Annotated in this window: 19 protein-coding genes; 8 read left to right on the top strand and 11 right to left on the bottom strand. The window is 70.7% G+C overall.

The features are described 5' to 3' along the window. Positions 1–270: 270 nt before the first annotated feature. Positions 271–1,221 (top strand): GTPase Era, encoded by a 951-nt coding sequence (gene era / locus ADK55_RS40080; protein ID WP_053682004.1) that lies wholly within the window; start codon positions 271–273, stop codon positions 1,219–1,221. A gap of 26 nt (positions 1,222–1,247) precedes the next feature. Here era and ADK55_RS24705 read toward each other — a convergent pair whose 3' ends face one another. From ADK55_RS24705 to ADK55_RS24690, 4 genes are all read right to left on the bottom strand, one after another. Beyond that, complete coding sequence (locus tag ADK55_RS24705; protein WP_053681979.1) at positions 1,248–1,916, bottom strand: SAM-dependent methyltransferase; 669 nt, start codon at positions 1,914–1,916, stop codon at positions 1,248–1,250. Between the two features lie 189 nt (positions 1,917–2,105). Further along, a complete protein-coding gene (locus tag ADK55_RS24700) occupies positions 2,106–2,918 on the bottom strand; it encodes a GNAT family N-acetyltransferase (RefSeq protein WP_053681978.1) in 813 nt (270 codons plus the stop codon). Positions 2,919–3,009: 91 nt separating this feature from the next. Then, positions 3,010–3,279 carry a protealysin inhibitor emfourin gene (locus tag ADK55_RS24695; RefSeq protein WP_053682003.1) on the bottom strand — a complete coding sequence of 90 codons (270 nt, stop codon included), beginning with the start codon at positions 3,277–3,279 and terminating at the stop codon, positions 3,010–3,012. Between the two features lie 82 nt (positions 3,280–3,361). Next, positions 3,362–4,426 (bottom strand): M4 family metallopeptidase, encoded by a 1,065-nt coding sequence (locus ADK55_RS24690; protein WP_053681977.1) that lies wholly within the window; start codon positions 4,424–4,426, stop codon positions 3,362–3,364. Between the two features lie 365 nt (positions 4,427–4,791). On the opposite strand from ADK55_RS24690, the gene leuA reads away from it, so the two are divergent. The 6 genes from leuA (at position 4,792) to ADK55_RS24660 (ending at position 12,132) form a co-directional block, all read left to right on the top strand. Next, the gene (gene leuA, locus ADK55_RS24685; RefSeq protein WP_053681976.1) at positions 4,792–6,555 is read left to right on the top strand and encodes a 2-isopropylmalate synthase; all 1,764 of its coding nucleotides are present in this window, start codon (positions 4,792–4,794) and stop codon (positions 6,553–6,555) included. Between the two features lie 393 nt (positions 6,556–6,948). After that, entirely contained in the window at positions 6,949–7,644 is a 696-nt protein-coding gene (locus ADK55_RS24680) for a TerB family tellurite resistance protein (protein ID WP_053681975.1), read from the top strand. Between the two features lie 627 nt (positions 7,645–8,271). After that, positions 8,272–9,849: a nucleobase:cation symporter-2 family protein gene (locus ADK55_RS24675; RefSeq protein WP_234350224.1), complete on the top strand. Its 1,578-nt coding sequence runs from the start codon at positions 8,272–8,274 to the stop codon at positions 9,847–9,849. A 121-nt stretch (positions 9,850–9,970) separates the two neighbouring features. Continuing rightward, a complete protein-coding gene (gene recO, locus ADK55_RS24670; protein ID WP_053681973.1) occupies positions 9,971–10,717 on the top strand; it encodes a DNA repair protein RecO in 747 nt (248 codons plus the stop codon). Between the two features lie 11 nt (positions 10,718–10,728). Then, positions 10,729–11,553 carry an isoprenyl transferase gene (locus ADK55_RS24665; protein ID WP_053681972.1) on the top strand — a complete coding sequence of 275 codons (825 nt, stop codon included), beginning with the start codon at positions 10,729–10,731 and terminating at the stop codon, positions 11,551–11,553. Between the two features lie 27 nt (positions 11,554–11,580). Next, positions 11,581–12,132, top strand: a complete 552-nt coding sequence (locus ADK55_RS24660; protein WP_053681971.1) for a YcxB family protein — start codon at positions 11,581–11,583, stop codon at positions 12,130–12,132. On the opposite strand, the gene ADK55_RS24655 is transcribed toward ADK55_RS24660, so the two are convergent. Genes ADK55_RS24655 through ADK55_RS24640 form a run of 4 tightly spaced genes read right to left on the bottom strand, consistent with a single transcriptional unit; the run spans position 12,129 to position 15,288 of the window. After that, the gene (locus ADK55_RS24655; protein WP_078999356.1) at positions 12,129–12,560 is read right to left on the bottom strand and encodes a Fur family transcriptional regulator; all 432 of its coding nucleotides are present in this window, start codon (positions 12,558–12,560) and stop codon (positions 12,129–12,131) included. The genes ADK55_RS24660 and ADK55_RS24655 overlap by 4 nt on opposite strands. 51 nt (positions 12,561–12,611) lie before the next feature. Beyond that, on the bottom strand, positions 12,612–13,475 hold the full coding sequence (locus tag ADK55_RS24650) for a metal ABC transporter permease (protein WP_078999354.1): 864 nt from the start codon (positions 13,473–13,475) through the stop codon (positions 12,612–12,614). Further along, positions 13,475–14,266 (bottom strand): metal ABC transporter ATP-binding protein, encoded by a 792-nt coding sequence (locus ADK55_RS24645; protein WP_053681969.1) that lies wholly within the window; start codon positions 14,264–14,266, stop codon positions 13,475–13,477. Before ADK55_RS24645 ends, ADK55_RS24650 begins: the two co-directional genes overlap by 1 nt. A gap of 29 nt (positions 14,267–14,295) precedes the next feature. Next, positions 14,296–15,288: a metal ABC transporter substrate-binding protein gene (locus ADK55_RS24640; RefSeq protein WP_053681968.1), complete on the bottom strand. Its 993-nt coding sequence runs from the start codon at positions 15,286–15,288 to the stop codon at positions 14,296–14,298. Positions 15,289–15,465: 177 nt separating this feature from the next. Here ADK55_RS24640 and ADK55_RS24635 point away from each other — a divergent pair, with 177 nt between their 5' ends. Next, positions 15,466–16,848: a glycine--tRNA ligase gene (locus tag ADK55_RS24635; RefSeq protein ID WP_053681967.1), complete on the top strand. Its 1,383-nt coding sequence runs from the start codon at positions 15,466–15,468 to the stop codon at positions 16,846–16,848. 116 nt (positions 16,849–16,964) lie between these two features. On the opposite strand, the gene ADK55_RS24630 is transcribed toward ADK55_RS24635, so the two are convergent. The 3 genes from ADK55_RS24630 to ADK55_RS24620 all read right to left on the bottom strand — a co-directional run bounded on the left by ADK55_RS24630 (position 16,965) and on the right by ADK55_RS24620 (position 19,582). Continuing rightward, on the bottom strand, positions 16,965–17,687 hold the full coding sequence (locus ADK55_RS24630; protein WP_053681966.1) for a VC0807 family protein: 723 nt from the start codon (positions 17,685–17,687) through the stop codon (positions 16,965–16,967). A gap of 242 nt (positions 17,688–17,929) precedes the next feature. After that, positions 17,930–18,523 (bottom strand): TetR family transcriptional regulator, encoded by a 594-nt coding sequence (locus ADK55_RS24625; protein WP_053681965.1) that lies wholly within the window; start codon positions 18,521–18,523, stop codon positions 17,930–17,932. A 21-nt stretch (positions 18,524–18,544) separates the two neighbouring features. Continuing rightward, complete coding sequence (locus ADK55_RS24620) at positions 18,545–19,582, bottom strand: aldo/keto reductase (protein WP_053681964.1); 1,038 nt, start codon at positions 19,580–19,582, stop codon at positions 18,545–18,547. Positions 19,583–19,630: the final 48 nt, after the last annotated feature.

The following is a 19,630-nucleotide window of genomic DNA, read 5'->3' as shown; positions in this document are numbered from 1 at the left end:
TCCGGGGCCTTCGGTCGCACCTTGTCGCAGCGGACCCTCACCGGCCTGCCGGCCGAGCTGCTGCCGGGGCAGGACGTGCGGCTGAGCAGCAGGTGGGACGGCCCGCCGGCCCTGGAGTGGACCCGGCTGACGATCCGGGCGCAGGCCCCGGGGGCCACCGCCGAGGGCGCCGTCGAACATGCCGCGCACCCCCTTCTGACCACCCTCCTGGCGGGCGCTTCGACCGTCCTGGCGGTGGGCTGGTCGGCGCTGGGAGCCGCATCGGGGAGAATGGCCCGTATGAGCGATCGTTCCCCCGAGCCCACCGCCCCGCACCGCGCGGGCTTCGCATGCTTCGTCGGCCGCCCCAACGCGGGGAAGTCGACCCTGACCAACGCGCTCGTGGGCACCAAGGTCGCGATCACCTCCAACCGGCCGCAGACCACGCGCCACACGGTCCGCGGCATCGTGCACCGCCCGGACGCCCAGCTGGTGCTGGTCGACACCCCCGGCCTGCACAAGCCGCGCACCCTGCTCGGCGAGCGCCTCAACGACGTCGTCCGCTCCACCTGGGCCGAGGTCGACGTCATCGGCTTCTGCCTGCCGGCCGACCAGAAGCTCGGCCCCGGCGACAAGTTCATCGCGAAGGAACTCGCGGGGATCAAGAAGACCCCCAAGATCGCCATCGTGACGAAGACCGACCTGGTCGAGTCCAAGCAGCTCGCCGAACAGCTCCTGGCCATCCACCAGCTCGCCGCCGAGCTCGGCTTCGAGTGGGCCGAGATCGTCCCGGTCTCGGCCGTCGGGGACAGCCAGGTCCAGTTGCTGGCCGACCTGATCGCGCCGCTGCTGCCCGAGAGCCCGCCGCTGTACCCGGAGGGCGACCTCACCGACGAGCCCGAGATGGTGATGGTCGCGGAACTGATCCGCGAGGCCGCGCTGGAAGGCGTACGGGACGAGCTCCCGCACTCCATCGCCGTCGTCGTCGAGGAGATGATCCCCCGGGAGAACCGCCCGGCGGACCGCCCGCTGCTGGACATCCACGCGAACGTCTACATCGAGCGGCCCAGCCAGAAGGGCATCATCATCGGCCCGAAGGGCTCCCGCCTGAAGGAGGTCGGGATGAAGTCGCGCAAGCACATCGAGGCGCTGCTCGGCACCCCGGTCTTCCTCGACCTGCACGTGAAGGTCGCCAAGGACTGGCAGCGCGACCCCAAGCAGCTCCGCAAGCTCGGCTTCTGACCTCCGTCAGGGCGAGAACAGACGAACTAGGGCAGCCGGCGGACCTTCACCGCGTTGTCCAACCGGGTCCCGGGCCGGCCGTCAGGCCGGTTCTGGACCCGTTCGTACTCCTCGGCCAGCAGCACCTCCCAGGCGCCGTCCGGCAGCTCCAGGTCCGCGACGACCTCGGCGGGCGTCGGGAAGCGCACGCCCTCGACCGGCGGCTCCTGCCAGGGCGCCCAGCCCGCGTGGCCGACGATCAGCAGGACTCCGCCGGGGGCCACGGCGGCGGCGGCCCGGCGCAGGATCCGCTCGCGCGGGAACTCCCCGTACGAGTGCAGGAAGCAGGCGGAGACCAGGTCGTACGCGCCGGCGGGGAACGAGTGCGCGAAGTCGTGGCGCTGCCACTCCACCCGGTCGCCGACGCCGGCGTCCGCCGCGTGCGAGGCCGCGCGCTCCAGGGCCACCCCGGAGATGTCGGTCGCGGTCACCCGCCAGCCCTGCCGGGCCAGCCAGACGGCGTCGCCGCCCTCGCCACAACCGAGGTCCAGGGCCAGGCCGGGGGCGAGGTCCCCCGCCTCGCGGACCAGGGCGGCGTTGGCCTCGCCGCTCCAGATCCGGTCGTTCTCCCGGTAGCGGCCGTCCCAGAACTCCTCGCCCGTGACACCGGGCTCCGGGGTGGGCGGCTGGGTGTGGGTGTGCGCGTGGTCGGACACGGGAACCTCGGTCTCTCGCGGTCTCACGGGGAAGGGCACGGGCCAGGCCCCGAGCTCCGGGCGCCTGTGTCGCCGATGCTCCGCCCGGGCACCCCGAAGCGCCAAGAACTCTTGCCGTTTCGGCAACCGCGCGGCCGTACGGGGGCATCCGCCGCGCCGCGCCCGACTCCCGCCGGCCGAGCCCGAGGGCTACTCCGCGGGTGCGACGGGCTCCGCGATGAGGGCGGTGGCCACGCGGCGGAAGCCGATCCGGCCGTATATCCGGGCGACGTCCTCGTCTCCCGCGGACAGGAACACCGTCCGGGCCCCGCCCGCCAACGCCTGCTCGACCAGGGCCGCCGTCACCGCGAGGGCCAGGCCCTGCCGGCGCGCCGCCGGGAGGGTGCCGACGCCGACGACCTCGGCGACGTCGCCGACCGGGATGTACTGGCCCGAGCAGAGCACCACGCCGTCCCGCACGGCCGCGGCCATCCCCGTGCCGCCCGAGGCGAGCTGGTTCGAGAGCCGCGCGCGGCGCGGTTCCACCGTCGGATCCGTGAGCGCCGCCGCCAGTTCGGTCGGCCCGGCCTCGCCCAGCGCCGTGCCCGGGGCCGCGAACGCCAGCATCGGCACCGTCACCGCGGCCGCCAGCAGGGGGTCGTCCGCGCCGAGGACCCGTACGTCCGGATGGGCCGGGGTCGGCCGCACGGACTCCAGCACCATCAGCGGGTGGGAGCCGACGCGCAGTCCCGCCGCCTCCACCGCGGCCCGCAACGAGGGGCTGTTTTCGGCCACCCATTCGAAGGCCTCGGGCACCTTCAGCTCCCGTTGGCGGGCGAGCACCCGCTCCACATCGGCCGCGGAGGCCTCGGGTCCGCCGAGCGTGGGCCGCGCGTAGTACGGCCACCCCTCGCCCTCCCGCACGAACAGGGTGAGCGGCCCGAAGTCCTCGGCCCGGGCCCCGCCCACGCGCGGGACCGTGTCGTAATACCGCTCAAGGGCGGAAAGCATCTCTGTGGTCATCCGCCAATCCAAGCAAAGCGCCTGCTCGCGGGCCTCCCAATTACCGCAGGATGACCTACCGAGGGATGACCGCAGGCGCCCGAGGGGTGGCCTACGCGCCCTCCTTCAGCACCCGCGAGATCAGATCGCGTTGGGCGTCCGACAGGTACGGCTCCGCGCAGGACACCGTCCGCCCGTCCACCGTGATCCGGTACGAGAAGCCGTCCCGCACCCGGTCCGGCCCGTGCCCCGACGGCCCCGGCAGCAGGGCCTGCCGGGCCAGGTCGACCCACTCGTCCTCGTCGGGCCGGCCCGAGGTGTCCACCTCGGCCCGGCGCTCGATGCCCGCGAAACCGCCCGTCCGCACCACCAGAATCCGCATGACCGCCTTCATACCCCGAATCGGCCGCCGGGGCCGCCTCTTTCGGATCCGGCCCCGACCGACAGGATCCGAAAGAGACGGCCTACCCCAGGCCGACCGTCGACCACGCCTTCTGGAGCGCCTGGTGCTCGGGGCCGCCGTCCCCGTGGCGCGCGACGGCCGCAGCCGTCGACAGCCGGGCGAAGTCCGCGAACTGCGCGTCCGGGGCGAGTTCGCCGCCGGTGAGGGTGTCGTACCAGATCTGCCCGGCCCGCTCCCAGGCCTTGCCGCCCAGCTCGGTCGCCACGATGTAGAAGGCGTGGTTCGGGATGCCGGAGTTGATGTGCACGCCGCCGTTGTCGCTGTGCGTGCTGACGTAGTCGTCCATGGACGCCGGCTGCGGGTCCTTGCCGAGCTCGTCGTCGTCGTACGCCGTTCCGGGTGCCTTCATCGAGCGTAGGGCGACCCCGCTGACCTGGGGGCCCAGCAGTCCCGCGCCGATCAGCCAGTCCGCCTGGTCCGCCGTCTGCTCCAGCGACCACTGCTTGATCAGGGAGCCGAAGACGTCGGACATCGACTCGTTCAGGGCTCCCGACTGGCCCCGGTACTCCAGGTTGGCCGTGTACTGGGTGACGCCGTGGGTCAGTTCGTGGCCGATCACGTCCACCGAGACCGTGAAGTCGAGGAAGAGGTCCCCGTCCCCGTCGCCGAAGACCATCTGGCGGCCGTCCCAGAAGGCGTTGTTGTAGTCCTCGTCGTAGTGCACGGTGGCGTCCAGGGGCAGCCCCGAGTCGTCGATCGAGCGCCTGCCGAAGCCCTTCAGGAAGAGGTCGTACGTGGCTCCCAGTCCGGCGTACGCGCGGTTCACGGTGGCGTCCCGCGTCGGAGCGTCGCCCTCCCCGCGCACCTTCTTCCCGGGGAGCCGGGTGCGGTGCAGCGCGTCGTACACCGTGCGGCGCGGTTCGTCGGACACGGGCGCGCCGAGCGCCGGGGCGATGCCCCGGACGGTGGTGACCCGGCGCCGGGTGCGCAGCAGGGAGTCGCGTTCGAGGGTGCGCTGCGCGGTGTCGGCGCGACGGGTGTTCTCGGATCGGGCGATGCGGTCGAGGAGGTGGGGCGGGACCACCGTGCAGAAGACGGGGTGCGCGGGTTGGCGAGTGGCGTCCATGCGGGAAATGTGGCAGCGCGTGATGAGCCTGTCACTAGCAGCGAGCATGATTCATTCGGTTGTCTGAAAGCGCCCGCGTCGAGTTGACGGTTCGACCGGACCTGGCGGCCAGGAAAGAGCTTTACCTCACAAACAGTGCAAATCGGACCACCCGGTCTTGCATACTGAAACAGGTCCTCGCATCACGGCGCGGCTCGGCTAGGCTCGATCCATCATGCGTTTCGGGCTGCTTCTCCTTAGCTGCCGCGGCGAGGGTCTGTAGTCGTAGGCCGGCCCCCTCCCCGCGGAGTTTGGTGTCGCGGTTTTGCGACCGCCCGTCGGCCGTCCCAGCGAACTACACGCGGACACGCGAGGAGCCCTACGCCATGAGTCAGCAGCCTTTTGTCGGTCGCCCCACGCCCATCACGAACGCGACCCACACCCAGCGCCCCTCCGGGATGCCGGTCCACAAGTACGGCTTCTACGAGCAGGTCGAGATCCCGGACCGCACCTGGCCGAACGCCCGCGTCACCAAGGCCCCCCGCTGGCTGTCCACCGACCTGCGCGACGGCAACCAGTCGCTGATCGACCCGATGACCCCCGCCCGCAAGCGCGAGATGTTCGACCTGCTGGTGCGCATGGGCTACAAGGAGATCGAGGTCGGCTTCCCGTCCTCCGGCGAGACCGACTTCAACTTCGTGCGCTCCATCATCGAAGAGGGCGCGATCCCGGACGACGTCACCATCTCCGTACTGACCCAGGCCCGCGAGGACCTGATCGAGCGGACCGTGGAGTCCCTGGTCGGCGCCCGGCGCGCGACCGTCCACCTGTACAACGCGACCGCCCCCACCTTCCGCCGCGTGGTCTTCCGCGGCTCGAAGGAGCAGATCAAGCAGATCGCCGTCGACGGCACCCGCCTGGTCATGGAGTACGCGGAGAAGCTGCTGGGCCCGGAGACCACCTTCGGCTACCAGTACAGCCCCGAGATCTTCACCGACACCGAGCTGGACTTCGCCCTGGAGGTCTGCGAGGCCGTCTGCGACGTCTGGCAGCCGGGTGAGGGCCGCGAGATCATCCTGAACCTGCCCGCCACCGTGGAGCGTTCGACGCCGTCCACGCACGCGGACCGCTTCGAGTGGATGGCCCGCAACCTGACCCGCCGCGAGCACATCTGCATCTCCGTGCACCCCCACAACGACCGCGGCACCGCCGTCGCCGCCGCCGAGCTGGCCCTGATGGCCGGCGCCGACCGCATCGAGGGCTGCCTGTTCGGGCAGGGCGAGCGCACCGGCAACGTCGACCTGATCACCCTGGGCATGAACCTGTTCTCCCAGGGCATCGACCCGCAGATCGACTTCTCGCAGATCGACGAGATCCGACGCACCAGCGAGTACTGCAACCAGATGGAGGTCCACCCGCGCCACCCCTACGCGGGCGACCTGGTCTACACCGCCTTTTCCGGCTCCCACCAGGACGCCATCAAGAAGGGCTTCGACGCGATGGAGGCCGACGCGGCCGCCGCCGGCAAGACGGTCGACGACATCGAGTGGGCGGTCCCCTACCTGCCCATCGACCCCAAGGACGTCGGCCGTTCCTACGAGGCGGTCATCCGCGTCAACTCGCAGTCCGGCAAGGGCGGCATCGCCTACGTCCTGAAGAACGACCACAAGCTGGACCTGCCGCGCCGCATGCAGATCGAGTTCTCCCGGATCATCCAGGCCAAGACCGACGCCGAGGGCGGCGAGGTCACGCCGAAGGCGATCTGGGACGTGTTCTCCGACGAGTACCTGCCGAACCCGGAGAACCCGTGGGGCCGCATCCAGCTGCGCTCCGGCTCCACGGCCACCGACAAGGACGGCACGGACACGCTGACCGTCGAGGCCGTCGTGGACGGCGTCGACGCCGTGCTGACCGGCACCGGCAACGGCCCGATCTCGGCCTTCTTCGACGCCCTGGCCGGCATCGGCATCGACGCCCGCCTGCTGGACTACACCGAGCACACGATGAGCGAGGGCGCCTCCGCCGTGGCCGCCTCGTACATCGAGTGCGCGATCGACGGCCGCGTCCTGTGGGGCATCGGCACCGACGCCAACACCACCCGCGCCTCCCTGAAGGCCGTCATCTCCGCCGTCAACCGCGCGGGCCGCTGACCCTCCCCGCTCCGTCCGCAACCCCGCCGCTCCACCCGGAGCGGCGGGGTTGCGGACGTCCCGGCCGAGCGGGACGTCACCGGCGTGACCTCCGCGCCGCTCCGTCCGGATGGTGCGGGCGGCCACGGCGTTGACGCGGATCGCGCCCGCCGCGCGATCCTGCGCGAACCGCCCCGCGGGGCCGACAACCCCCGCGCCGCCAGGCCAAACGCCGCCCGGGCGGGCCGGAATCGGGCAGACGGAGATCGGCCAAGTCCCGGATCCGGGGGATGTTGTCTTGTCACACGACTGACGCATCCTCACCGATGTGGCTAACATCACGCCAACCCGGGCGATGGTGCCAGGGGGTCCCGCCCGTGCCCGAAGGCCACGGGGGAGTTACGGAGGTGCGACGTGCTGCCAGCTCGGGATGGGGACGGCCGGAAGCTGACGGCCTGGGGCATCCGGACCACCTGGAGCACCGTGGGCGACGGGGAGTTCTACTGCCCCGGCTGCGGGGGTGACCGCAACTACCGCCGTCGCACCGGCCGCCGCAGGTTCACCGTCCTCGGGGTCCCGCTGCTGCCGCGCGGCCACGCCGGGCCCGTCGTCGAATGCCAGGCCTGCCGGGACCGCTACGACGCCGACGTGCTGGACCACCTGACCACCACCCGCTTCTCGTCGATGCTCCGGGACGCGGTCCACACGGTGACCCTCGCCGTGCTGGCGGCGGGCGGGACCGCCTCCCAGAGCGCACTGGAGGCCGCCGTGTCGGCCGTACGGTCCGCCGGGTTCCAGGACTGTACCGAGGAGCAGTTGGAGTCCCTGGTGGACGCCCTGGCCGCCGACGAGGGCCGATTGGGCCTGTACGACGGCCCGGAGTGCCGCGGGGCCGCGCTGTCGATCGAACTCCACGAGACCCTGGAACCCCTGGCCCCGCACCTGGCCGGCCCGGGCCGCGCCTCGCTGCTGCTCCAGGGCGCGCGGGTCGCCCTCGCCGACGGGCCGTACACCCCGGCCGAGCGCGAGGTGCTGGCCACCGTGGGCGCCGCGCTGCGGATGGACACGGACGAGGTGGCACGACTGCTGTCGGCGGTCCGGGCCCCGTAGCCCGACCGGCCCGGCCGGGTCCGTTCTGATCCGTCCCGTTTCGACCCTGCCCGCGTTCGCGCCCGGACGCCGTGCGTCCCACCCGCCCCGATCGCATCCGAAACCGGCCGCCGCGCCCCTCCTCGACGTAACGATCCGGCCTCGCGGGGCCGAACCGGAGCGCCGCGCGATCCGCGCCGAGGGACGGAACCGGCCCCTCCGCGAGCGGGACGCGGGCCCGCCCGATGGCTGGATCCATGCGCTCTGCCATGCCGTGCCGAACACCGGCGAAGGCGGTCCGCGCAGGTCATCGGCGCCGACTTCGCGCGAGCGCAGTGCGTGCCCGGTGCCGGACCCGGCCTTCGCGGCCCCGCGGCCATAGCCGCCCCTCGCACCTTCCCGCCAGTGGCGGAACCTCCAGATCGGCGACCCCGGAACGTCAACACTTTGTAGAAGTCGACGATATCTGTGAGCGCCCCCACAGGCGTTCAATTCCGGTCACACGACGAGACGCCGCCGGTAACACAGCGGGGCTTCGATGCACGTGAATTCACTGACATCCCGGCGGACCAACGGGTTCGCGACCCACTCCGGCCAGGGATGACCAGATCTCCTCTCGTTACCTACCTATCGAAGGGCAAGGCAGAGATGGCACGTGTCGCCGCCCGGCTTTCCGTCAACGGAGAGCAGAGCTCGCACCCGGTCGACGAGGTGCTCCCCCTCCCCAAGCTGGCGCTGTACGGCTTCCAGCACGTACTCGCCTTCTACGCCGGTGCGGTGATCGTTCCGATCCTCGTCGGCAGCGCGCTCAAGCTCAGTCCCGAGCAACTGGTCTACCTGATCAACGCGGACCTCTTCACCTGCGGCATAGCCTCGATCATCCAGGCCTGGGGCATAGGGCGGATCGGCGCCCGACTGCCGATCATCCAGGGCGTCACCTTCACCGCCGTCTCCCCGATGATCGCCATCGGCCTGGGCGCGGGCGGTGGCACGGCGGCCCTGCTGGTGATCTACGGAGCCGTCATCACGGCCGGCATCGCCACCTTCGCCTTCGCGTGGATGCCCGCACGCGTCTTCCGTGTCGTGATGTCGCTCTTCCCGCCGGTGGTGACCGGCACGGTGATCACCATCCTCGGCATCGTCCTGCTCCCGGTCGCGCTCAAGGACGTGGTCGGTGGCGCCCCGCTCGTCGGCGACGGCGGGGACCCGAAGCAACTCGCCTACGCGGTCGGCACCATGCTCTTCGTCCTCGTGATGATGCGCCTCGGCCGCCCCTTCGTCTCCAGCATCGCGGTCCTGCTCGGCCTGGTCGGCGGCACGCTCGTCGCCTTCGCCCTCGGCGACGCCAAGTTCGCGGCCGTCGGCCAGTCCGACTGGATCGGCGTCACCACGCCCTTCCACTTCGGCGCCCCGAAGTTCGAGTGGTTCCCGATCCTCCTCATGCTGATCGTCATGCTGATCACGATGGTCGAGACGACCGGTGACACCTACGCGGTCGGCGAGATCGTCGGCAAGGACATCGACAGCGAGACCGTCGCCCGGGCGCTGCGGGCCGACGGCGCGGCCACCGCGATCGGCGGTCTGCTGAACTCCTTCCCGTACGTGGCCTTCGCCGAGAACGTCGGACTGGTCCGGGTCACCAAGGTCAAGAGCCGGTTCGTGGTCGTCGCGGCGGGCGTGATCATGATCATCCTGGGTCTGCTGCCCAAGGCCGCGGCGGTCGTCGCCGCGATCCCGCCCGGGGTCCTCGGCGGCGCCGCCACCGTGATGTTCGGCATGGTCGCCCTCGCCGGCATCCAGACCCTCGGCAAGGTGGACCTCAAGGAGGAGAAGAACGCCCTGATCGTCGGCGTCGCCCTCGCCTTCGCGCTCTTCCCGGCGACCGTCCCGGCCTTCTTCGAGAAGCACATGAGCGTGGACCTCGCCTCGCTCCTCAACAGCGGTGTGACACTCGGCGCCACGGCCGCGATCTTGATGAACCTGCTCTTCAACGGCCTGGGCAAGGGCGATCCGCACGCCGACCCGCAGGCCGCCCCCGCCGCCGCCCCGGAGGTCGTGCTGCCCGCCCAGGCGGACGCACCGGTCGCCCTCGCGGCCGCGCACAAGGCCGACGGGTCGGACGGGTCGGATGAATCGAACGCGACGGACGGGTCGGACAAGGCGGACAAGGCGGCCGTGAGGGACCCGGCCGGCACGACGGACGGCGCGGCGACGCCCGCGGGCTGATCCTCCCGAGGCGTGACGGCCCCGCGCCCGGACCCCGGTCCGGCGCGGGGTCTCGCCGTTCCCGCGCGGGTCCTCGTGCAGGCGTCCCCGCCCGGGTCCCCGTACAGGCGACAATGGGGCCATGAGTCTGTTCCGCGACGACGGCATCGTGCTGCGCACCCAGAAGCTGGGTGAGGCGGACCGCATCATCACGCTCCTCACCCGGGGCCACGGCCGGGTGCGGGCCGTCGCCCGCGGCGTACGGCGCACGAAGTCGAAGTTCGGGGCCGGGCTGGAACCTTTCTCCCACGCCGACGTGCAGTTCTTCGCCCGGGGCAGCGAACTGATCGGCCGCAGCCTGCCGCTCTGCACCCAGACCGAGATCATCGCCCCCTACGGCAACGGCATCGTCACCGACTACGCCCGCTACACCGCCGGCACCGCGATGCTGGAGACCGCCGAACGCTTCGCCGAGAACGAGGGCGAACCGGCCGTACAGCAGTACCTCCTCCTCGTCGGCGGACTGCGCACCCTCTCGCGCGGCGAGCACGAACCCCACCTCATCCTCGACGCCTTCCTGCTGCGCTCCCTCGCCGTCAACGGCTACGCGCCCAGCTTCGACGACTGCGCGAAGTGCGGGATCCACGGCCCCAACCGGCACTTCTCCGTCGCCGCGGGCGGGGTCATATGCGGAGACTGCCGCGTACCCGGCAGCGTCGTACCCTCGTCTGAGGCCATCGCTCTGCTCAGCGCGCTGCTGACGGGCGACTGGGGTCACGCGGACGCCTGCGAGGCGCGTCACGTGCGGGAGGGCAGCGGGCTGGTCTCGGCCTATTTGCACTGGCATCTGGAGCGCGGGCTACGCTCCCTGCGATACGTCGAGAAATAGGAGCTGGACACATGGCACGACGCGGGATTCTGGGACGCTCTCGCCGGGAGTACAAGGTTCCCGAGCCGCACCCGTCCGGTGCGCGCCCGCCGAAGATCCCCGGCGAGCTGGTCCCGAACCACGTGGCCGTGGTCATGGACGGCAACGGCCGGTGGGCCAAGGAGCGCGGACTGCCGCGCACCGAGGGCCACAAGGTCGGCGAGGGCGTCGTCCTCGACGTGCTCAAGGGCTGCCTGGAGATGGGAGTCAAGAACCTCTCCCTGTACGCCTTCTCGACGGAGAACTGGAAGCGCTCGCCCGACGAGGTCCGCTTCCTCATGAACTTCAACCGCGACGTCATCCGCCGCCGCCGCGACGAGATGAACGAACTCGGCATCCGCATCCGCTGGGTCGGCCGCATGCCCAAGATGTGGAAGTCGGTCGTCCAGGAACTCCAGGTCGCCCAGGAACAGACCGTCGACAACGACGCGATGACCCTGTACTTCTGCGTCAACTACGGCGGCCGCGCGGAGATCGCGGACGCGGCGCAGGCCATCGCCCGTGACGTCGCGGCCGGCAGGCTCGACCCGTCGAAGGTCAACGAGAAGACCTTCGCGAAGTACATGTACTACCCGGACATGCCGGACGTGGACCTCTTCCTGCGCCCGAGCGGCGAGCAGCGGACCTCCAACTACCTGCTCTGGCAGAGCGCCTACGCCGAGATGGTGTTCCAGGACGTGCTGTGGCCGGACTTCGACCGCCGGAACCTGTGGGCCGCCTGCCTGGAGTACGCCCAGCGCGACCGCCGCTTCGGCGGCGCCGTGCCGAACCAGGGGGAGCCGGGCGCCTCCGCCTGACCGGATGCCGCCGATAGGCTCCCTGTCATGAACACGGATACGGAGCCCTCGGCGCAGCCGGACGGGCAGGCGGTCGAGCTGGTCTACCTGATGACCAGGGCCGACATCGTGCAGGCCCTGCGCACGCGGGACGCGCACACGGCCTCGGGACGCCGCGCCCGGTGGGCGTTCCCCCTGGGCGGACTGATGGGTGTGGGGTTCGGCGCCCTGGCCGTGGCGGAGGGGGACGGGGTCCTCGGCAGGCCCCTGTTCTTCTTCGTCGGCGGCGCGTTCCTGTGGGCCCTGGTGTTGTTCGGTCCGCAGCTCCAGGCGCGGGCCTTCGGCGGACTGCTGGACAAGGCGGGGGAGGCCCGGGTCGTCGTCGACGCTTCAGGCGTGCACGTGACGACTGCCGACACCCGGACGCACATCGGCTGGGCGGCCCAGCCGCGGTACACGGAGACGGCCGGGATGTTCCTTCTGCTCAGCGACGACAAGCGGGCTGCGGCCATGACCATGCTGCCCAAGCGGGGCGCTTCCGATCCCGCCGACATCGACCGCCTGCGGGCCGTGCTGGACCGGAACCTGCGCCGGATCTAACCGGCCGCGGCAGCGCAGTCGGCGCAGGTGCCGAAGATCTCCACGGTGTGGGCGACGTTCACGTAGCCGTGCTCGGCCGCGATGGACTCCGCCCACTTCTCCACGGCCGGACCCTCCACCTCGACCGCCTTGCCGCACTTGCGGCAGACCAGGTGGTGGTGGTGATCGCCGGTGGAGCAGCGGCGGTAGACGGACTCGCCGTCGCTGGTGCGCAGCACGTCGACCTCGCCCGCGTCGGCGAGCGACTGCAGGGTGCGGTACACGGTGGTCAGGCCCACGGAATCGCCGCGGTGCTTGAGCATGTCGTGGAGTTCCTGGGCGCTGCGGAACTCGTCCACCTCGTCCAGTGCCGCAGCCACGGCCGCCCGCTGCCGGGTGGATCGCCCTCGTACTGGCGCGGTATTCATCTCGCCAGGCGCAGTCGCCACCGGTTCCTCCTCGTTTCGGCCTCGGCCCATTGTGCCAGGCGGCCGAGACTCCTAGACCTTCACATCGTCGCGCGTACAGACCTCCTCGGCGCTCCGGGCGGCCTTGGCCCGGCGCCGGGCCAGGGGGGTGGAAAGGGCCGTCATCACCATGAAGACGGCGATGGCGAGCAGCACGATCATGGCGCCGGAGGGCGCCTCGACGTAGTACGTGGCGGCCGTGCCCGTCAGGGCGACGGTGACGCTGATCGCGATGGCCAGGCCCAGCGTCGTGGCGAAACCGCGGGTCATGCGCTGTGCGGCCGCGACCGGGATCACCATCATGGCGCTGACCAGGAGCAGGCCGACGATCCGCATCGCGACGGTGACGGTGACGGCCGCGGTGATCGCGATCAGCAGGTTCAGCGCGCGCACCGGCAGCCCGGTGACCCGGGCGAACTCCTCGTCCTGGCAGACGGCGAACAACTGCCGGCGCAGGCCGATCGTGACGGCGAGAACGAAGGCGGCCAGGATCACCATGGCGATGACGTCCTCGGACGCGACCGTGGTGATCGAACCGAACATCGACCCGAGCAGCATGGTCGTGGACCCGCCGCCCAAGTTGATGATCATGACTCCGCCGGCCAGGCCGCCGTAGAACAGCATCGCGAGCGCGACGTCGCCGCTGGTCCGGCCGCGGGAGCGGATCAACTCCATGCCGACGGCGCCGACGACCGCGACGAGGGTGGCCATCCACACGGGACTGGTGTGGAGGACGAAGCCCAACGCGACGCCGGTCATGGCGACGTGGCCGAGGCCGTCACCCATGACGGCCTGGCGGCGCTGGACGAGGTACGTGCCGATGGCGGGGGCGGTCAGGCCGACCAGACCGGCCGCGATCAGCGCCCGCACCATGAAGGGGTAGGTCAGGAGGTCCATCAGCTCAGCAGTCCCGTCCGGAGGGGCTCGGCGTCGTGCGCCGCGTGGGGGTGTACGTGGTCGTGGCCGGGGAGGGCGTGCTGGCCCACGGCCTCCGGGGGCGGGCCGTCGTGCATCACGCAGCCGTCGCGCAGGACGACGGCCCGGTCGATCAGCGGCTCCAGCGGGCCCAGCTCGTGCAGGACGAGCAGGATGGTCGTCCCGGCCTCCACCTGGTGCCGCAGGGCGTTCGCGAGGACCTCCTGGTTCGCCAGGTCCACGCCGGCCATCGGCTCGTCCATGATCAGCAGTTCGGGTTCCACGGCGAGTGCCCGGGCTATGAGCACGCGCTGGTGCTGGCCGCCGGAGAGGGCGTTGATCGAGGCGTCGGCGTACGCGTCCATGTCGACCAGGGCCAGTGCCCGCTCGACGGCGGTCCGGTCGGCCTTGCGCAGCACCCCGAAGCGGGAGCGGGCGAGGCGGCCGGCGGAGACGATCTCCCGGACGGTGGCCGGGACGCCTGCGGCGGCCGTGGTGCGCTGCGGGACGTAGCCGATGCGGGACCACTGGCGGAAGCGCCGGAACTCGGTTCCGAAGAGGGACAGCTCGCCGTCGGTCAGCGGGACCTGGCCGACCACGGCGCGTACGGCCGTGGACTTCCCGGAGCCGTTGGCGCCGAGCAGGGCGACGACCTCACCGCGCCGGACGGTGAGGTCGATCCCGCGCAGCACGGGGCGCGAGCCGAGCGAGGCCGTGGCCCCGCGCAGGGATATGACGGGCTGGTCCGTTGTCTGACCCGACGTGGACTGCATGGCTCGCGCCTCCGTTGCTGCTGCTGTCATCACTTGGCTCCGAGGGCCTTCTGGAGGTTCTTCAGGTTCGACCGCATGACCTCGAAGTAGTCAGCGCCCTGGGACTTGTCGGTGATTCCCTCGAGCGGGTCGAGGACGTCGGTCTTCAGGCCGGTGTCCTTCGCGAGGGCCTTGGCCGTCTTGTCGCCCGCCAGCGTCTCGAAGAACACGGTGGTCACCTTGTCCTTGGCCGCGACGCCCTGGAGATCCTTCATGCGGGCCGGGCTGGGCTCGGACTCGGGGTCGATGCCGGAGATGCCCTCCTGGTCGAGCCCGTAGCGCTCGGCGAGGTAGCCGAAGGCGGCGTGGGTGGTGATGAAGGTCCTGGAGGCCGTGGTCTTCAGGCCGTCCTTGAAATCGGTGTCCAGGGAACCCAGTTCGGTGACCAGCGTCGCGGTGTTCTTCTCGTAGTCCGCCGCGTGAGCGGGGTCGGCCTTCCCCAGCGCCGCGCCGACGCCCTTGGCGATCTGCGCGTACTTGGCGGGGTCGAGCCAGACGTGCGGGTCCTTGCCGGCGCCGCCGTGGTCGTGGTCGTGCTCCTCGCCCTCGGCGGCGTGGTCGCCGCCCTCGGCCGCGTGGTCGTGGTCGTCGTGCCCGGAGGCGGCGTGCGCCTCCAACTCGGTGAGGGTGCCGGCGTCGACGACGTTCTTCACGCCGGACTGGGCGACGGCCTTGTCCACGGCGGGTTGCAGCGTCTTGAGGTAGAGGATCACGTCGGATTCGCCGAGTCGGCCCGTCTGCTTGGGCGTGATCTCCAGATCGTGCGGTTCGACACCCGGCTTGGTCAGGGTGGTGACCGTCACGTGCTCCTTGCCGATCCGCTCGGCGAGGAACTGCATGGGGTAGAACGACGCCGTCACGGCGAGCTTGCCGTCCGTGTTGCCTCCGGCGGCACTGGCTCCGGAGCAGGCGGTGAGGGCCGTCGCGCCGAGGGCGACGGCGCCGGCGAGGGATGCGGCGGGTATGAGGCGTCGTACGTTCATGACATCCATTTTCATCAAAGATGGAAACGATTGTCAAAAACCCTGGTGGGGGGAGGCCGGGGGAGCCGCCGCGGGGCCGCCGGAGGGCCGGGGAAGGGCATCCCGATTTGAAAGGGGGGGTGCGGGCGCCGGTAACCTAAAGGCTTCGCCGTTCGTCCTCGTAATGAAGAGAGCACCGTGGCCGCCGACAAGATCGAAACCATCGTCAGCCTGAGCAAGCGCCGTGGCTTCGTTTTCCCGTGCAGTGAGATCTACGGCGGCTCCAAGGCCGCCTGGGACTACGGCCCGCTCGGTGTCGAGCTGAAGGAGAACATCAAGCGCCAGTGGTGGAAGGCCATGGTCACCGGGCGTGAGGACATCGTCGGTATCGACTCCTCCGTGATTCTGGCCCCCGAGGTGTGGGTGGCCTCCGGCCACGTCGCCACCTTCTCGGACCCGCTGACCGAGTGCACCTCCTGTCACAAGCGTCACCGCGCGGACCACCTGGAGGAGGCGTACGAGGCCAAGCACGGCCGCGTGCCCGCCAACGGTCTTGCCGACATCAACTGCCCCAACTGCGGCGTGAAGGGCCAGTTCACCGAGCCCAAGCAGTTCTCGGGCATGCTGGAGACCCACCTGGGCCCGACCCAGGACACCGGCTCCAAGGCGTACCTGCGCCCGGAGACCGCCCAGGGCATCTTCACCAACTTCGCCCAGGTGCAGACGACTTCCCGCAAGAAGCCCCCCTTCGGCATCGCGCAGATGGGCAAGTCCTTCCGCAACGAGATCACCCCCGGCAACTTCATCTTCCGCACGCGCGAGTTCGAGCAGATGGAGATGGAGTTCTTCGTCAAGCCGGGCGAGGACGAGCAGTGGCAGGAGTACTGGATGCAGGAGCGGTGGAACTGGTACCGCGACCTCGGCATCCGCGAGGAGAACATCCGCTGGTATGACCACCCGAAGGAGAAGCTGTCCCACTACTCGAAGCGCACCGCCGACATCGAGTACCGCTTCAACTTCGGTGGCAATGAGTTCTCCGAGCTCGAAGGCGTGGCCAACCGCACCGACTTCGACCTCAAGGCCCACTCCGCCGCCTCCGGCCAGGACCTCGTCTACTTCGACCAGGAGAGCAAGGAGCGCTACACCCCGTACGTCATCGAGCCGGCGGCCGGTGTCAACCGCGCCATGCTCGCCTTCATGCTCGACGCGTACAACGAGGACGAGGCCCCGAACGCCAAGGGCGTCATGGAGAAGCGCGCCGTGATGCGCCTCGACCCGCGCCTGGCCCCGATCAAGGTCGCCGTCCTGCCGCTGTCCCGCAACGCGCAGCTGTCGCCGAAGGCCAAGGGCCTCGCCGCCGACCTGCGCAAGTTCTGGAACATCGAGTTCGACGACGCGGGCGCCATCGGCCGTCGTTACCGTCGCCAGGACGAGATCGGCACGCCGTTCTGCGTCACCGTCGACTTCGACACCCTCGACGACAACGCGGTGACCGTGCGCGAGCGCGACACCATGAAGCAGGAGCGCGTCTCCCTGGACCAGATCCAGAGCTACCTCGGCAGCCGTCTGCTCGGCTGCTAGTCGGCGGTTGCCGGTCGGCGGCCTCGCCGTCACGGCTTCGCCGGAATGCCGGTGGCCCGGTGCGCGTCGCGCACCGGGCCACCGGCATTCCGGCCCCCTGTGGCGGGGGCGCCTCCTCAGGCCTGTGCGGTCCCGGCGTGCTGCGCGGCCGCGGCCGTCTCCGCGGCGCGCCGTTCGCCCTCCGCCTGTGAACGCTTGCCGTAGAGGGCGGTCCAGACGCCCAGCAGGCCGAGCACCGCGTAGAGCATGACGGGGCTGAGGACCACCATCGTGTCGGTGTCGAGCGCGTAGGTCAGGGCGATGCGGACCCCGGCCTCGACCAGGTAGGCCAAGCCCCACACCGTGGTCATCACGATCATGGTCCGACGGAAGCCCTCGTACTGCCACAGGCCGTTCCACCAGGCCGTGCTCTCCGGAGTACCGTCCGTGGCGAACTTGCGGCCGAAGTAGAACATCAGCGGCCTCGGTGCGAGCAGGGTGACGAGGCAGAGCAACCCGAACAACCCCGTCACCCCCGAGTCCTTGATCAGCAGGGCCCGCGCCGAGTGCGCGCCGATCAGCGAGACGACCGCCGTGATCACCAGGAAGACCAGGGTGACGATCGCGAACTCGTCGACCTTGCGGCGCCAGGCCAGGTGGATGGCGCTGTCGAGGACGGGCCACGCACTGCTGATCAGCAGCGCGTCGAACTCCCTCCAGCCGTGGTCGTGCAACTGGTTGTAGGTGATGATCGGCGCGACCACGTTGAGCCCGATGGTCAGAATCCAGCCGAGCGCCGCGGCGCCGCCCGACCGCGCGGGTGGTGCGGGGCGGGTGCCCTGCGGTGGTGGAGCGGACATGCTTCCCCCTGAGAAGTACCTGACGGTGTCTCGGGGAACGTAGGGCAGGGCCGCGCCCGGTGACAGGGGTCTCCGACTCAAATGATCACCAAGTCGAACGGAGCGACCTGCTCCGCATCGACGACGCCGGCCGCATCGGAAGCAGTCGGACGGTCGCCGGTCGCCGGTCGCCGGTCGCCGGTTGTCGGTCGTCGGTCGTCGGTCGTCGATCTGCGGTCGGGGACCCGGGGGAGGGCGTCGGGTCAGGCGCGCAGACCCCGGATGACGAGCGAGGTGACCGCCTCGAACTCCGGGAGGATGGTCGGGGAGAGCCAGTCGGCGGCGTACTGCGGGTCATGGAACCGGCCCGTGGCGTCGAAGACGGCCCGCGCCGCGGCCGGCACGTCGGGTGCGGCCAGGGTTCCGGCCTCGACCCCGTCGGCGATGATCCGGACCAACTGCTCGATCAGCTCGCTCAGATGCCGGTCCACCACGCCGCTGTTCTCGGCGAGCAGCACGGTGTACGTCGCGAACAGCTCCGGGTCGGCTCCCGCCTTCTTGCGCTTGGCCTCGAAGAGGGCCTCCAACCACGCCTCCAGCTTGGAGGGTGCCGTCTCGGCGGGGGCCGAGGCGATCTCCTCCAGCATCACGATGCTCTTGGCGAGCCAGCGGTCCGTGACCGCCTCGCGCAGCGCCGCCTTCGACGGGAAGTGGCGGTACACGCTGCCGTGACTGACGCCCAGCGCGCGCGCCACGTCCACCACGGTCGCCTTGGTGGGGCCGAAGCGACGCAACACGTCCTCGGTGGTTTCGAGGATGCGCTCGGGAGTCAGGGGTTCGGCAGCAGCGGGGGGCATGAGGACGACCGTACAGCCGGCTCAGTGCTCACTGTCGAGGTGGGCCATCTGGGCCTCCGGGTATCGATCGCCGGCCGCCGCCCCGACCGGGACCGCCTCCTCGATGGCGGTGAGGTCGGCGGAGGTCAGCTCCACGTCGAGCGCGCCCAGTGCCTCGTCGAGGCGGTCCCGGCGGCGGGCGCCGACCAGCGGCACGATGTCCTCCCCGCGCGCGAGCACCCAGGCGATGGCGATCTGGGCGACGCTCACGCCCTTGCTGTCGGCGACCTTGCGCAGGGCGTCCACCAGGTCGAGGTTCCGGTCGAGGTTGTCGCCCTGGAAGCGGGGGCTCATCCCGCGGAAGTCGCCGGGGGCCAGCGCCCGGTCGCGGCCGAAGTGGCCGCTGATCAGGCCTCGGGAGAGCACCCCGTACGCGGTGACTCCGATGCCCAGCTCGCGGGCGGTCGGCAGGATCTCCTCCTCGATGCCCCGGGAGATCAGCGAGTACTCGATCTGGAGGTCCGAGATCGGTGCGACGGCGGCGGCCCGGCGCAGGGTCTCCGCGCCGACCTCCGAGAGGCCGATGTGCCGCACGTGTCCGGCCTGGACGGCCTCCGCGATGGCACCGACCGTCTCCTCGATGGGGACGTCCGGGTCCACGCGGGCGATCCGGTAGACGTCGACGTGGTCCCGGCCGAGCCGCTGGAGGGAGTAGGCGAGGAAGTTCCGGACGGCGTCGGGCCGGCCGTCGTACCCGGCGAAGCCGCCCTCGACCGTGCGCAGCGCGCCGAACTTCACGCTCGTCAGCGCCTGCTCGCGGGCTGCGGCCGGTGCGGTGCGCAGCGCCTCGTTGATCAGCAGTTCGTTGTGGCCCATGCCGTAGAAGTCGCCGGTGTCGAGCAGGGTGACGCCCGCGTCCAGGGCGGCGTGGATGGTCGCGATCGACTCGCTCCGGTCGGCCTCGCCGTACAGGGCGGACATGCCCATGCAGCCCAGCCCCAGCGGGAAGACGGAGGGGCCGGTGGTGCCGAGGCGGCGGGGGGTGCGGGGAGTGCGGGGGGCGTTCTGGTGAGTGGTCATGGAAAGAGAATGGCATGACGGGTGACAGATTTCAATATCTGTCACTCG

The sequence above is a fragment of the Streptomyces sp. WM4235 genome (assembly GCF_001279725.1).
Taxonomy (GTDB): domain Bacteria; phylum Actinomycetota; class Actinomycetes; order Streptomycetales; family Streptomycetaceae; genus Streptomyces.
Note: the sequence above shows the minus strand (reverse complement) of the source record. Positions and strands in the feature narration are given on the sequence as shown.